Here is a 13,263-nt window from a genome sequence, read left to right on the forward strand (position 1 = left end):
TCAGGGCGCGCTGTAATGTTCGATGTACTGCTCAGCCAGGGCGCGGGCCTGCTCTCGTTCCGCTTCGTCCAGCTTGGTGTACACGTGCTCCATGATGGCGGTGGCTTCGTCCACCCCCTGGGCGCTGGCAACCGCAAACCAGGCGTACGCTTCAACCAGATCCTGCTTGACCCCGGCGCCCTCCATGTAGATCTCGCCGATGGTAAGCTGGGCGTAGGCCCCGCCCTGCTCAGCCAGGGGCTTGTAGTAGCCCAGGGCCATGTCGGTTTCCGAGAGCGAATCGGGTGTTTGACCGAAGCCAAGGGGTGAGCCCAGGGCCAGTACCAAGCCAAGCCAGAGACTGGTGATCGCGTTGCGCATCGTTACTCCTTTACAGTCCTTTCGCGGATAGCGACGATTAAACCCTACAGTTTAAAGTGTGATGCGAGGCGATCAAGCTCTCTGCCCTGCTGGGCCAACAATTCGCTGATCCGGGTCACCTGGCTGGTATCTTCGGCAACACGGTTGGCGACATCGCTGATGCCGTGAATGTGGCTGTCCACCTGGCCAGTAACCACGGACTGCTCTTCGACCGCCGAGGCCACCTGGGCGCTGAGCTCATCGAGCCGCTCAAGGTTGCTGAACACCGACTCCAACGCCCCCTGCACCGTCGCCGCGGTGCCGAGGCTCTCTTCCACGGTACGCTGGTTGCGGCTCATCATGGCACCGGTCTCTTCAGCCCGGTTAAGAATATCGCTGGCCAGCTTCTGGATGTCGTCCACGGAGCGCTTAGTGTTCTCCGCCAGGGAACGCACCTCATCGGCCACCACCGCGAAGCCCCGCCCCTGGTCGCCGGCCCGGGCTGCCTCGATGGCGGCATTCAGCGCCAGCAGGCTGGTCTGGTCGGCGATCTTGGTGATCACGTCCACCACCTGGGTAATGTTCTGGCAGGCCAGCCGCAGCTCCTCCATCACCGAGCCCGCCTCGGTAAGATCCCGGGCCAGAACTTCCACCGACTGGCGGTTGCCCTGCACGGCGTCACGGCCACTGGTCGCCTCTTTACGGCACTCGGAGGCGGCATCGGCCGCCTCGGCGGTGTTTTTCGCCATATCGGTACTGGTAACCGCCATCTGGCTCACCGACGTCGCCACCTGTTCCACCTGCTCCCGCTGCTGGCCGACGATCTGGTTGGTGGACTGGGCCAGCGCCAGCTGGTGTTCGGCCTCGGTGGCTACCTGCTGCGACACCGCCACCACCCCGGTGATGGTAGCGTGCAGCTTGGCCACGAACTGGTTGAAGGCCCGCCCCAGCTCACCGAATTCGTCTTTACGATCAACGTCCATGCGCGCGGTCAGGTCGCCGTCCCCCTGGGCAATATCCTCAAGCCGCTCCACCACCTGGGCAATGGGCTGGGTAATGCTGCGAATAAAGAGAAAGGTGAGCACCAGGGCGATAACCACCGCGGCGGCACAGAACAGGAGCAGGCCACTGCTGATCTGGGCTTTCAGCGCGTTGAATTCATTCGCTGCCTGCTCGGCCTGTTGATAAAAAGAGGCCGCCAGGGACTGCATGCTTTGCTCGTTAACGGCGATAGCGTTCTCGATCTTGGCCTTGAGGGCATCCTCAACAATGCCATAATTTTCGGCAATCTGGGTTTCGAGCTCCGGCTGATATTCGTTGACGATGGCCGCCGCCACCTCCCGCGCCTGCTGCAGGCTTTGCCGTTGCGCCTCCGTTGAGACCCACTTGTCCAGGGTGTCAAAGGTTTGTTGGTAACGGTCCTGGAGCGCCTGCCAGTCCTCTTCGGTGTCCTTGGCCATGAGCATGCCGGTAAACACCTGGTAGAAATCGCTGCCCAGGGACGTCGCCTTTTCAGCGAAAACCGCCTCCTGCACCCGGGCCTGGTAGGCCTGGGTATGCCCGGACAGGGCCTGGACCATGGCGAACCCGGCCACCGACAGCAGGATCAGGAACACAATCCCCATGCCGGCGTTGAGCCAGAGTTTCTTCTTGATGGAAAGGTCTTTGGAGCGGATAAAGAACTGCATAGTGGGCTACCGATAAAAGCCGTGGAACGCTGAGTTCGGAAAGGCGGCCCTTTCCACCCAGTTTAAAGCCGTCCGGAGGCGGCTTTAAACTGGGTGCGCCCGGGAGGGCGCACCCCAAAGCCTTACTGGCGGATGCCTTCGGCTTCGATCCGCAGTTCAACCTCGTCGCCGATCCCGCCTGGCTTGCCGGGCATTCCGAAGCCCATGCCGAAATCGGTACGCTTGAAGCTGCCGGTCGCGGAGAAGCCCGCCACGTGGTCCTTTTTGTTGAACGTGTGCAGACCTTCACGGTTGAAGGTGACGTCCAGGGTAAGCGGCTTGGTCACCCCCAGCAGGGTCAGGTCGCCGGTCATCTTGGCAGTCTTGTCACCCGTCATCTCGATGCTGGTTGAGGTGAAGGTCATCTCGGGGAACTCGGCGGCGTTAAAAAAGTCCGGTGAGGCCAGGTGCTTATCACGCTTCTCGTGAAAGGTATCCACGGAGCCGGTCTTAACGGTCACGGTCACCTTGGACGCGGGAATATTGTCCTTGTCGTAATGAAACTCCCCCTCCAGCTCGGCAAACCGACCCGGCATATTGGAGAAGCCCAAGTGACTGATAAAGAACAGGGTTTCTGTATGCGCGGGGTCCAGCACGTAGTGCTCGACTTCGGCCTGCGCCGGAGAGACCATGGCGCTGGCACAGACCGCAGCCACCGACGCAGCACTCACCAGTTTTTTAAGCTTCATACACATTCCTCTTGTGATACAGGCAAAATAAGCGAGTCTTCTAGACTATCGGAATTTACTCGCAGTGAGTTCTGCTAAAGTTAGCTTTTCACTTTAGTTAACAATTCTTTAGATTACAATGCGCGGGATCAATAGCCTGCATCAGCGGTAATGGGGTTGATACTGAAAGAGACCCCCGCCGCGATCAGCACCCACAGCAGGCAGACGAGGGCAATCACCAGCGGACGGGTTACATCGTTCAACGGCCAGCGTTTTTCGAGGGGGCTGAACAGACTGTCAGCAAAAAACACGGGCAGCAACAACGCCAAAGCGAGGACGCTGGTATCGGTCAGCAACAGCGCCTGATTGATCAGCAGCACCAGCCCGACCGCTGCCATCAACACACCGCCCCCCAGGGCAAACCGGTGCCGGGGCCAGTTCCAGAGGGCATATCCTCCCAGGCAGGCGGCCAACGCAAAGCCCTGGGTCGTGAGCAGCGCCGAAGCCCCCATCAGCGAGATAGCGGCGAACCCGACGCTGGCGAACAGCAGCTCCACCACGCCGTCAAGCCCCCGACCGCGCTGACGAAAAAGAGACCACAGCACCAGCAACGTCGCCCCGTACAACAACGCTTCCTTGACCAGCAGCTCGCTGTCAGCCCCCGCCCAACGGGTTGCATTTAGCCACCCCAGCGCCAGCGCCGGAACCACAACCAGCAGCACCATCAACGCCTTGCCCCGAACCGGCAGCAGGTCCACCAGCAGCGCTACCAAAGCCAGCCCACCCAGCAGATAGGGAATCTTGTGGGTCGACCCCACCGGTGGAAAGATCAGGCCCTGAATCAGGCAGGCAAGGATGAAAAAACTGAGAATCACCGACAGGTTCGCGATACGCCGCCCCCGGACCGGGCCAAGCAGCAAGCGCAGAAGACCGGTCAGGACCAATGCCAGGGTCAGCGGCAGCAGCGAACTCTGCACCATGGGATCGCTAAAAAAAGAGGGCATGGCGGGCATTCCAATAAAAAGGCGTTACGGCCTCAGGCCAACCTTAACCTTACGCCGCTTGATGAAAGCCAGCCCGGCACCAGGGCCGGGGCGGGCACTGGCTTGGAGTATAGCCGGTCAAGGTTTCAGCCCGGCCAGATACGCTCCCGGGCCTGGGCTGCCTCAAAACTCGGTAAAAGGAATGAAGTCCACCAGCTCGCCGCTTTGCACCTGAATATTCGGCGGTAGCACCGCATACCCGCTCGCCCAGCAGGCCGAGGAGAGCATGCCGGAACTCTGGTTGGAAAAAGGCTCGGCCCAGAGCTGGCCATCGCGGTTCACCAGTCGTGCGCGGGCAAATTCGCAGCGCGCCTGTGGCTTTTTCAGCCCCCGGGTTAGCGGCACCCGGTAGGCCGTGGGCGCGAGTTCGGTGGCGCCCTGCATACGCAACAGAAAGGGTCGCGCCAGCACATGAAAGGTCACCAGTACCGAGGCGGGGTTGCCGGGCAGGCCGAGAAAGGGGGTTCCCCGGACTTCGCCCAACGCAAAGGGTTTGCCGGGCTTGATGGCCAGGCGCCACAGGTCCAGCGCGCCGAGCTTTTCCACCGCCGCCTTGACGTGGTCTTCCTCCCCCACCGAAACGCCGCCGCTGGTAATGACGCAGTCGGCCTCGGCCGATGCCCTCAGCAGCGCCGCTTCACTGGCCGCGGGGGTGTCTTCGACGATGCCGATATCCACCAGCTCCATTCCCAGCCCCCGCACCAGACCGGCGAGAGTATAGCGGTTGGAGTTGTAGATCTGCCCCGGAGCCAGGGCCACCCCCGGCTCCACCAGCTCGTCGCCGGTGGAGATCACCGCCACCCGCAGCCGCCGGTAGACGGGCACCCGGTCCACGCCCAGACTGGCCAGCAGCCCAAGGTGCTGCGCCTGCAGGCGCGTGCCCGCAGACATGACCGCGTCTCCCCGGGTCACATCCTGACCACGTCGGCGAACATTGGCCCCGGGCACCAGGCCCGTCGGTACCCGCACGTCCGCGCCAGCCACCTCGCACTGCTCCTGCATGACCACCACATCGGCGCCGACAGGGATGACCGCACCGGTAAAGATACGTGCGGCCGTCCCCCGCAGCAGGGGTTCGGGATCCGCACCGGCGGGAATACGCTGGCTAACCGGCAGCGTGCACGCCCCCTCGCCTTGCAGATCGGCGCTGTTGAGGGCGTAACCGTCCATGGCGCTGTTATCGCGGGGCGGCACGTCCAACGCCGAGACCTGGTCGGCGGCCAGGGTTCGCCCCAGCGCCTCGGCCAGCAGGCAGTTCTCGATGGCCGGGGGCGCGGGCGCCCGTTCCAGCACCCGCGCCAGCCCCTCATCAAAGGGCATCAGTCCCGGCCGGTCGCAGCACCCGCTCACGCGCGGCTTCCGCAGGCCCCGGCGACACCGGAGAGGGAGACCATTTCGACAAAGTTGCAGGGACGGTGACGGGCGTCCAGTTGCTCCTTGATGATCTTGTCCCAGGCGGTCCTGCAAGCGCCGGTAGAGCCGGGCATGCAGAAGATCAGGGTACGGTTGGCCACCCCTCCCAGCGCCCGTGACTGCACCGTGGAGCTGCCGATCTGCTCGTAGGAGATCTGCCGGAACAGCTCGCCGTAACCGTCGATCTCAACATCCAACAAAGGCGTCACGGCCTGCGGGGTGGTGTCGCGCTTGGTGAATCCGGTGCCGCCGGTCACCAGCACCACCTGCACGTGTTCATCGGCGATCCACTGGGAGAGGCGCGCCCGCAGCTGATAGATATCGTCGGGGACGATGGCGCGCTCGGCCAGCCGGTGGCCCTCTGCTTCCAGGCGATCAATCAGGGTCTGACCAGAGGTGTCTGTCTCCAGGGTGCGGGTATCGGAGACGGTGAGTACAGCAATACTGAGTGGCACAAATTCGACGTTATTATGGTGGGCCATGGCATTCCTCTCGCTACACCGGACGCTGTGCTGCGCCTCTACAAATAAGTCGGACGATTGTCTCAGCCCACCTGATATCTGACAATAGGATCAATTGACTTAGGCCAATTTTGGAGTTTTTCGCGATGCATACCCTCTGCCCGGTTGACGCCGTGGGCGAAAACCAGAGCCGCGGGCTGACCCTCGAGGGTTGCGCGCTGATCCTGGTTCGCCAGGCCGGCGCGCTTCATCTCTACCGCAACCGCTGCCCCCACCGGGGCATCAACCTCGAATGGGTTCCGGACCGCTTTCTGGATGCCGATAACAACTATATCCAGTGCGCCAGCCACGGGGCCCTGTTCACCATCGCCACCGGGGAGTGCGTTTACGGCCCCTGCCAGGGCCAGGCGCTGACCGCCGTGCCTTTTGTCATTGAAGACGGCGAGGTGCGGGTCGACCCCGAGCACCTCAGCTCAGATCCACCGGCAGCGGCCGCACCAGGCTGATCGCTTCCGGGGTGATGTCAGCGCCGTAGGCGATCACCTCCACCCCCGCGGCGGCAGCTTGGCGCAGCACCTCTCCGTAGCCCGGGTCCAGATCATCGGCCGGCACCACCCGCTCAATACCGGTATGCGCCACGCAATAAAAGAGCACCGCCCGGTAGCCCGCCGCGACCATGGCCATCAGTTCACGCAGGTGTTTGCTGCCCCGGGCACTGACCGCGTCCGGAAACGCCCCTTCACCGCCCGCACGCAGCAGGGTGACATTCTTTACCTCCACGTAACAGGTGGGGCCTTCGCCCTCCAGCAACAGATCAATTCGGCTGTTCTCCTCGCCGTAGCGCACCTCTCGCCGAATCTGCGGATAGCCCTGCAATTCGGCTACCCTGCCCTCTGTGATCGCCTCCTCCACCAGCGCGTTGGCCCGCCCGGTATTGACGCAGCCCAGGTAGCGGCCCTCCACCTCCACCAGCTCCCAGGTACAGGGATATTTGCGCTTGGGGTTGCCCGAATCCCAGAACCAGACCCGACTACCCGGATCGCAGCAGTTACGCATGGAGCCGGTGTTGGGGCAGTGCAACGTCAGCCGGCGACCGTCCGGGCAGACCACGTCGGCCAGAAACCGCTTGTAGCGGCGCTCAAGACGCGCCTCCTGCAATGGAAATTCAAACTTCATACAGAGCCTTTATTTACCCTTCACTGACAAGGGGAGCTTAATGGTCTAGATATGTTGTGTCGGCCACTTTTAGCACCCAGGTCAACTTTATTGTTGCGCAGGCTGGTACTTACGGAAGGGATCTGGTAATTTTTTGCGCCTGATTTCCTCAGGATAGAAGTGGAAAATCGCAACCACGCTGCTTGGCCAAAGCAGTACAAATGGATCATTAAGCGGCGGCAACCGCATTGGCTTGAGAACGAAGTGAGGCAGCATTATGCCAGAAACAAAAGAGTCACTCCTGAAGCATTACGTCCCCTACCAGTTGAAGGAGGGCGAGGAGTATATGAACGAGGCTCAGCTCGAGCACTTCAAGAGTATCCTCAACGCCTGGAAGCGCGAGCTGATGGAAGAGGTGGACAGCACCATTCATCACATGCAGGAAGACGCCGCCAACTTCGCCGACCCCAGTGACCGGGCCAGCCAGGAGGAGGAGTTCAGCCTGGAACTGCGGACCCGGGATCGCGAGCGCAAGCTGACCAAGAAGATCAACGAGACCCTGGAGCGCATCGAGGACGACGACTACGGTTACTGCGACTCCTGCGGGGTCGAGATCGGCATTCGTCGCCTGGAGGCCCGGCCCACCGCGACCCTCTGCATTGACTGCAAAACCCTGGCTGAAATCAAAGAGAAGCAGCTGGGAAGCTGACGTTAACACGGCCCCGGCCTGCTCCGGGGCCCGTCGCTTGCATGCTTCCACCTGAGCAATCGCCCTACCGCGGCCGGTTTGCCCCCTCCCCCACCGGGGCCCTCCACTTCGGCTCCCTGCTGGCTGCGCTGGCCAGTTTTCTCGACGCCCGCCACCATCGCGGACGCTGGCTGGTTCGCATCGAGGATCTCGACCCGCCTCGGGAGGTTCCCGGGGCCGCCGACGCCATTCTGCGCACCCTCGAGCAGTTCCACCTGCACTGGGATGAAGAGGTGATTTACCAGAGCCAGCGGCAGGCCGACTACGAGGCGCTGGTGCAGACACTGCTGCGCCGCAACCAGGCCTACTACTGCGACTGCTCACGCCAGCAGAGCGCCCGCCGCGGGCCGGTCTACGACGGCTACTGCCGACGCCGCCAGGCAGTTGTGCGGCGACCGGCCGCGGTGCGCCTGCGAACCGACCCGCGGCTGATCCGCTTTCAGGACGCAGTGCAGGGAGCTCAGCAGGAACGGCTGGACCACGCCAGCGGCGATTTCATCATTCACCGCAAGGATCAGCTCTACGCCTACCAACTGGCCGTGGTGGCCGATGATGCCGCCCAGGGCATCACCCAAGTGGTGCGCGGCTGCGACCTGCTCAGCTCCACCGGCCGCCAGATCCACCTGCAGCAGGTGCTGGGCTACCCGGTTCCCGCCTACACCCACATTCCGGTGCTGGTCAACGCTGCCGGCCAGAAGCTGAGCAAACAGACCTTCGCCACGGCGCTCAGCCCCCGCCAGCCGGGCCGGGATCTTTACCGGGCGTTACACCTGCTGGGCCAGCGCCCCCCCGACACGCTCCGCGGCGCCGGTCCCGCCGAAGTGCTGGACTGGGCGGTGCCGAACTGGCGGCGCGAGCGCCTGCCGCGACGGCGCACGCTGCCCGAGTCGCAACTGCAAGACTAAGCCGCCAGGGGCCAAGGGCCACATGGCAACCTGTATTTGGCAGGCCTGAAGGAGGCACGCACAGAGATGGCAAAAAACAAAGGCACTCAGGGGCGGAACTGGCCGAGCCCCGGCGCCGTCCAGACTCCGGGCGGGCACTGACCCCATGTACCTCTACCGCCTAATCTGCTTTCTCATCATCGGCATCTACCTCCTCTCGCCCGGGCTGATTGAGGACTGGGGCGACACCCAGGCGGCCTGGTACCGACCGTTTCTCCCCTGGCTGCTGCTCATCGGGCTGGCCGCCTGGCTCGAGCACAGAAGGAGGAACGATGAGCTTTAACCTGCTGCAGCTGTTCCTGATCGGCTTCGCCTACCTATTGTTCCTGTTCGGCGCCGCCTACATCACCGACCGCGGCTGGCTTCCCGAGCGGCTGGTACGCCACCCCGCGGTCTACGTACTTTCGCTCGGGGTCTACGCCAGCGTCTGGACCTTCTATGGCGCCATCGGCCTGGCCCACAACTATGGCTACAGTTTCCTCGCCTCCTACCTGGGCGCCTCCGCCACCTTTCTCCTGGCCCCGGTGCTGCTGTTTCCGTTGCTGCGGATCACCCGCTCCTACCAGCTGAGTTCGGTAGCCGATCTTTTCGCCTTTCGCTTTCGCAGCCAGCGGGCGGGCACCCTGGTCACCCTGGTGATGCTGCTGGGCTCTTTGCCGCTGATCGCCATCCAGATCCAGGCGGTGACCGACAGTATTCACCTGCTCAACGACCAACTGCCGGCCCGGACCACAGCCCTGGGCTTCTGCCTGCTGGTGGCGGTATTCGCGATTCTCTTCGGCGCCCGCCACGCCTCCATCCGCCAAAAGCACGAGGGACTGGTGGTGGCGATGGCGGTGGAATCTTTGATCAAGGTGCTGGCCCTGACGATTATCGGCCTGTACTGCCTGTTCGTGGTGTTTGACGGCAACGCCGACCTTGAGCAGTGGCTGCGGACCAACAGCGACCGCCTCACCCGGCTGTATACGCCGGTGGACAGCGACGCCTGGCGCACCCTGCTGCTGGCGTTCTTCTCCGCAGCCATGGTGATGCCGCATATGTTCCATATGCTCTTCACCGAAAACCTCAACCCCAAGGCGCTGGCCAAGGCCAGCTGGGGCGTCCCCCTGCTGCTGCTGATCATGGCCTTCTGGATCCCACCCATCCTCTGGGCCGGGCTCAAGCTGGAGCTGGCCGGCAACCCGGAATACTTCAGCCTCAACCTGGGCCTTGAGCAGGAGTCCGCCCTGCTGACGGTACTGGCGTTTATCGGCGGGCTCTCCGCCGCCAGCGGCATTGTCATCGTCAGCACCATCGCCCTGTCTGGCATGGCGATCAATCACCTGCTGCTGCCGTTCTACTCCAACCGCGGCAGCAACCAGCTCTACCGCCGCTTGGTATGGGCCCGCCGCGCACTCATCGTACTGGTCACCCTCCTCGCCTACCTTTTCTACAGCGCCCTGAGCCACCCCAACGCCCTGCACCAGCTCGGACTGGTGGCCTTTATCGCCTTCATGCAGTTTCTTCCCGGCCTGCTGGCGACCCTGTTCTGGCCCGGCGGTAGCCGCCTGGGCTTTCTTCTCGGGCTACTGGCCGGCATGAGCATCTGGCTGACCTCCATGCTGGCCCCCCTCTTCGTTGGCGGCGAAACCAGCTCCCTGGGGGCATCGGTCTGGCACCAGACGGCGCTCTACTCCCTGGCGGCGAATATCGGCACCTTTCTGCTGGTCTCCTACCTGCGCAAACCCGATCCGGAGGAGCTCCACGCCGCCAGCTCCTGTGCCCTCAATGCACTTCACCGCCCCCAGGGACGCCAGCTTCCCCTGACCAGCGTACAGGCCCTCGTCGACCAACTCAGCCCCCGCCTTGGCTCGCAGGCAGCCTGGCGGGAAGTGCACCAGGCCCTGAACGAGCTAGGGCTGGAGGTTAATGAAACCCGCAGCCAGGCCCTCAACCAGCTGCGCGACCGCCTGGAAGTCAACCTCTCCGCTCTGCTGGGACCGGTTGAAGCGATCGACTTGCTGAGCCCGGGAGACCAGCAGACCCTCGCCCCCTACCGACACCGGGATATCCACCTGCTTGAGGAGCACCTGGAGAGCTACCAGTCCCGGCTCACCGGACTGGCCGCCGAACTCGACGAGCTGCGCCGCTATCACCGCCAGACCCTCGCCCGCCTGCCGGTAGGGGTCTGCTCGCTTGGCGCCGCTGGCGATGTGATGATGTGGAACAGCGAGATGGAGCGCATCACTGGGATCGCGACCGAGCAGGCCGTGGGCCTGCCGCTGGTTCGCCTGCCGTCCCCCTGGGGTGAGCTGCTCGATGACTTCTCGCACCAGGAGCACACCCACCTGCACAACCAGAAGCTGCAGCGCGACGCCCACCCGCTCTGGTTCAGCCTGCATAAGGCCTCCCTGGACGAGAGTCGGCGCGACAGCGGCCAGGTGCTGCTGGTGGAAGACGAGACCGAAACCCGGCTGCTGGCCGACGAGCTGGTACACAGCGAGCGCCTGGCCTCCATCGGCCGCCTGGCGGCGGGGGTCGCCCACGAGGTAGGGAACCCGGTCACCGGGATCGCCTGCCTGGCACAGAATCTCCGCTATGAAAGCGATGCCGAAGCGATTCAGGAGTCCGCCGACCAGATCCTCCAACAGACCGGGCGGATCGACCGCATCATCAAGTCGCTGATGAACTTCGCCCACGCTGGCACCCACAACCGCAGCCTGAGCCACGACACCTTCGCGATCCGCGACTGCGTCAAGGACGCCATCGCCCTGGTCAGCCTCGATGCCCGCGGCAAGCAGCTGCTCTATGCCAACCGGTGCGCGCCCGAGCACCTTGTTAACGGCGACGCGCAACGCCTGCTGCAGGTATTCGTCAATCTCCTCAACAACGCCGCCGACGCGTCCGCACCGGGCCAGACCCTGACTATCGACAGCCGCATGGACGGGCGCCAGCAGAGCCTGAAGGTGAGCGTCGAAGACCAGGGAAGCGGCATTCCCGCGGAAGTACAGGACCGGCTGTTCGAGCCCTTCTTCACCACCAAGGAGCCCGGCAAGGGAACGGGCCTCGGACTGTCGCTGGTCTACAGCATCGTCGAGGAGCACTACGGCAGCGTGTCGATTGAAAGCCCCGTGGATAAAGCAGAGAATAAGGGCACCCGGGTCACCCTAACGCTGCCCGCGCACCAACCGGATAGGAGTCCATGAGCCAGATTCTGATCGTCGAAGACGAAGCCGTCATCCGCCAGGCCCTCAGGCGCCTGCTGGAAAGAAACCAGTATCAAGTCAGCGAAGCAGAATCCGTGGACCAGGCGTTGAGTGAGCACGACCTCAATGCGTTTTCCCTGATCATCACCGACCTGCGTCTTCCCGGGCGACTGGGGACCGAGCTGATTGAACTGGCGGCCCCGACTCCGGTCCTGGTCATGACCAGCTACGCGAGCCTGCGCTCGGCGGTGGACGCCATGAAGCAAGGTGCCGTGGACTACATCGCCAAGCCCTTTAATCACGAGGAGATGCTCCGCACCATCGCCGAGGTTCTCGCGCGCAAGGCGTCGCCAGCGGATGCGGAGCAGGAGGAGCCCCCTGGCCGAGACCCGGAGCGCGAGCCGAAAGCGGGCGCTCCGGCCAGCTGCGCCAGCCTGGGCAAAATGACGGGGTGCAGCGAGCCCATGCAGCAGCTCTTCTCCCGGATTCAAAAGGTGGCCCGCACCGATGCGACCGTTCTGATCCAGGGCGAGTCCGGCACCGGCAAGGAGCTGGCGGCCCGCTCCATTCACGAACTCAGCCTGCGCCACGAAGCGACCATGATTTCGGTCAACTGCGCCGCCATTCCCGACACCCTGATCGAATCCGAGCTGTTCGGGCATGAGAAAGGGGCCTTCACGGGCGCCGTCAGCACCCACAGCGGCCTGATCGAAGCCGCCAACGGGGGCACCCTGTTCCTCGACGAAATCGGCGAACTGCCGCTGGACGCCCAGGCCCGCCTGCTGCGCGTGCTGCAGGAGGGGGAGATACGCCGCGTGGGCTCAGTCACCCCCATGCAGGTGGATATCCGCCTGATCGCCGCCACCCATCGAGACCTGAAGGCCCTCACCCGCAGCGGCCAGTTTCGCGAGGATCTGTTCTACCGCCTCTATATCATGGAGATTCGTATGCCGCCGCTACGCGAGCGCGGCGCCGACATCATCGAGCTGGCCAAGCAGTTTCTCAGCGACAGCTGCCGCCGCCTGGGAGTGGAGCCGGCACACTTCAGCGATGCCACCTGCGCCGCCATGCAGCGCTACCGCTGGCCCGGCAACGTGCGGGAGCTGGAAAACGCCATCGAGCGGGCGGTGATCCTCAGCGAGGGCAAAACCATCACCCCCGATCTGCTGGGCCTCGATCTCGAGCCGCACGGCCTGGCCGACCTGGAGGCGGGGCTGGCGCGTCAGCCGGCTCACCCGGCCAGCCCCTCGGCCTCCCCCGCACTCTCCCTGGAAGACTACTTCCAGCGTTTCGTGCTGGAGAACCAGGACCGCATGACCGAGACAGAGCTGGCCAAACGCCTGGGTATCAGCCGCAAGACCCTGTGGGAGCGTCGCCAGCGCCTGGGCATCCCCCGCAAGGCCCGCGACTAGGTGTTACCTTTTTACACAGCACTGTTACCCCTCTTCGGGGAGAGCCGTAACACCGCAGCTTCTAAGCTCGTCCAATACACAGATATGTATCTGTTTTTAAACGCATTGTCATGTTGGCACAAGCCGTGCAGTATGTTTATCAAGAATAATAAAAATCTTTACGGCCCA

General features: G+C 63.4%; 13 protein-coding genes. 6 read left to right on the top strand and 7 right to left on the bottom strand.

Translation table 11 applies throughout. From position 1 onward, the window contains the following. The 6 genes from JGZ97_RS04285 to moaB form a co-directional block, all read right to left on the bottom strand. Complete coding sequence (locus tag JGZ97_RS04285) at positions 1-360, bottom strand: sel1 repeat family protein (protein WP_207061375.1); 360 nt, start codon at positions 358-360, stop codon at positions 1-3. 44 nt (positions 361-404) lie between these two features. After that, on the bottom strand, positions 405-2,027 hold the full coding sequence (locus JGZ97_RS04290) for a methyl-accepting chemotaxis protein (protein WP_207061376.1): 1,623 nt from the start codon (positions 2,025-2,027) through the stop codon (positions 405-407). 122 nt (positions 2,028-2,149) lie between these two features. Then, positions 2,150-2,755, bottom strand: a complete 606-nt coding sequence (locus tag JGZ97_RS04295; RefSeq protein ID WP_207061377.1) for a YceI family protein — start codon at positions 2,753-2,755, stop codon at positions 2,150-2,152. A gap of 128 nt (positions 2,756-2,883) precedes the next feature. After that, on the bottom strand, positions 2,884-3,738 hold the full coding sequence (locus JGZ97_RS04300) for a hypothetical protein (protein WP_207061378.1): 855 nt from the start codon (positions 3,736-3,738) through the stop codon (positions 2,884-2,886). Positions 3,739-3,900: 162 nt separating this feature from the next. Continuing rightward, positions 3,901-5,127 (bottom strand): gephyrin-like molybdotransferase Glp, encoded by a 1,227-nt coding sequence (glp, locus tag JGZ97_RS04305; RefSeq protein ID WP_370583997.1) that lies wholly within the window; start codon positions 5,125-5,127, stop codon positions 3,901-3,903. Next, positions 5,124-5,672, bottom strand: coding sequence for a molybdenum cofactor biosynthesis protein B (gene moaB / locus JGZ97_RS04310; protein ID WP_207061379.1), 549 nt, complete (start codon positions 5,670-5,672; stop codon positions 5,124-5,126). Before moaB ends, glp begins: the two co-directional genes overlap by 4 nt. Positions 5,673-5,797: 125 nt before the next feature. On the opposite strand from moaB, the gene JGZ97_RS04315 reads away from it, so the two are divergent. After that, positions 5,798-6,157 (top strand): Rieske 2Fe-2S domain-containing protein, encoded by a 360-nt coding sequence (locus tag JGZ97_RS04315; protein WP_207061380.1) that lies wholly within the window; start codon positions 5,798-5,800, stop codon positions 6,155-6,157. Here the strand turns inward: JGZ97_RS04315 and sfsA are convergent. After that, positions 6,120-6,827, bottom strand: coding sequence for a DNA/RNA nuclease SfsA (sfsA, locus tag JGZ97_RS04320; RefSeq protein WP_207061381.1), 708 nt, complete (start codon positions 6,825-6,827; stop codon positions 6,120-6,122). The two genes, JGZ97_RS04315 and sfsA, sit on opposite strands and share 38 nt — an antisense overlap. 256 nt (positions 6,828-7,083) lie before the next feature. Here sfsA and dksA point away from each other — a divergent pair, with 256 nt between their 5' ends. The 5 genes from dksA to JGZ97_RS04345 all read left to right on the top strand — a co-directional run bounded on the left by dksA (position 7,084) and on the right by JGZ97_RS04345 (position 13,095). Further along, positions 7,084-7,515, top strand: a complete 432-nt coding sequence (dksA, locus tag JGZ97_RS04325) for an RNA polymerase-binding protein DksA (RefSeq protein ID WP_207061382.1) — start codon at positions 7,084-7,086, stop codon at positions 7,513-7,515. Positions 7,516-7,556: 41 nt separating this feature from the next. Continuing rightward, positions 7,557-8,459 carry a tRNA glutamyl-Q(34) synthetase GluQRS gene (gene gluQRS / locus JGZ97_RS04330; protein WP_207061383.1) on the top strand — a complete coding sequence of 301 codons (903 nt, stop codon included), beginning with the start codon at positions 7,557-7,559 and terminating at the stop codon, positions 8,457-8,459. A gap of 145 nt (positions 8,460-8,604) precedes the next feature. Continuing rightward, positions 8,605-8,781: a hypothetical protein gene (locus JGZ97_RS04335; RefSeq protein WP_207061384.1), complete on the top strand. Its 177-nt coding sequence runs from the start codon at positions 8,605-8,607 to the stop codon at positions 8,779-8,781. Beyond that, positions 8,771-11,683 (top strand): sensor histidine kinase, encoded by a 2,913-nt coding sequence (locus JGZ97_RS04340; RefSeq protein ID WP_207061385.1) that lies wholly within the window; start codon positions 8,771-8,773, stop codon positions 11,681-11,683. The genes JGZ97_RS04335 and JGZ97_RS04340 overlap by 11 nt, the downstream gene beginning before the upstream one ends. Then, positions 11,680-13,095, top strand: coding sequence for a sigma-54 dependent transcriptional regulator (locus JGZ97_RS04345; RefSeq protein WP_207061386.1), 1,416 nt, complete (start codon positions 11,680-11,682; stop codon positions 13,093-13,095). The genes JGZ97_RS04340 and JGZ97_RS04345 overlap by 4 nt, the downstream gene beginning before the upstream one ends. Positions 13,096-13,263 lie beyond the last annotated feature (168 nt).

Source organism: Motiliproteus sp. SC1-56, assembly GCF_017309075.1.
Classification (GTDB): domain Bacteria; phylum Pseudomonadota; class Gammaproteobacteria; order Pseudomonadales; family Balneatricaceae; genus Motiliproteus.

Excerpts from the sequence above, each read along its gene's own strand:
- JGZ97_RS04315 (WP_207061380.1), top strand. The coding sequence starts at position 5,798 with ATGCATACCCTCTGCCCGGTTGACGCCGTGGGCGAAAACCAGAGCCGC.
- moaB (WP_207061379.1), bottom strand. The coding sequence starts at position 5,672 with ATGGCCCACCATAATAACGTCGAATTTGTGCCACTCAGTATTGCTGTA.
- JGZ97_RS04335 (WP_207061384.1), top strand. The coding sequence starts at position 8,605 with ATGTACCTCTACCGCCTAATCTGCTTTCTCATCATCGGCATCTACCTC.
- JGZ97_RS04285 (WP_207061375.1), bottom strand. The coding sequence starts at position 360 with ATGCGCAACGCGATCACCAGTCTCTGGCTTGGCTTGGTACTGGCCCTG.
- JGZ97_RS04300 (WP_207061378.1), bottom strand. The coding sequence starts at position 3,738 with ATGCCCTCTTTTTTTAGCGATCCCATGGTGCAGAGTTCGCTGCTGCCG.
- JGZ97_RS04345 (WP_207061386.1), top strand. The coding sequence starts at position 11,680 with ATGAGCCAGATTCTGATCGTCGAAGACGAAGCCGTCATCCGCCAGGCC.
- JGZ97_RS04340 (WP_207061385.1), top strand. The coding sequence starts at position 8,771 with ATGAGCTTTAACCTGCTGCAGCTGTTCCTGATCGGCTTCGCCTACCTA.
- gluQRS (WP_207061383.1), top strand. The coding sequence starts at position 7,557 with ATGCTTCCACCTGAGCAATCGCCCTACCGCGGCCGGTTTGCCCCCTCC.
- JGZ97_RS04290 (WP_207061376.1), bottom strand. The coding sequence starts at position 2,027 with ATGCAGTTCTTTATCCGCTCCAAAGACCTTTCCATCAAGAAGAAACTC.
- dksA (WP_207061382.1), top strand. The coding sequence starts at position 7,084 with ATGCCAGAAACAAAAGAGTCACTCCTGAAGCATTACGTCCCCTACCAG.
- sfsA (WP_207061381.1), bottom strand. The coding sequence starts at position 6,827 with ATGAAGTTTGAATTTCCATTGCAGGAGGCGCGTCTTGAGCGCCGCTAC.
- JGZ97_RS04295 (WP_207061377.1), bottom strand. The coding sequence starts at position 2,755 with ATGAAGCTTAAAAAACTGGTGAGTGCTGCGTCGGTGGCTGCGGTCTGT.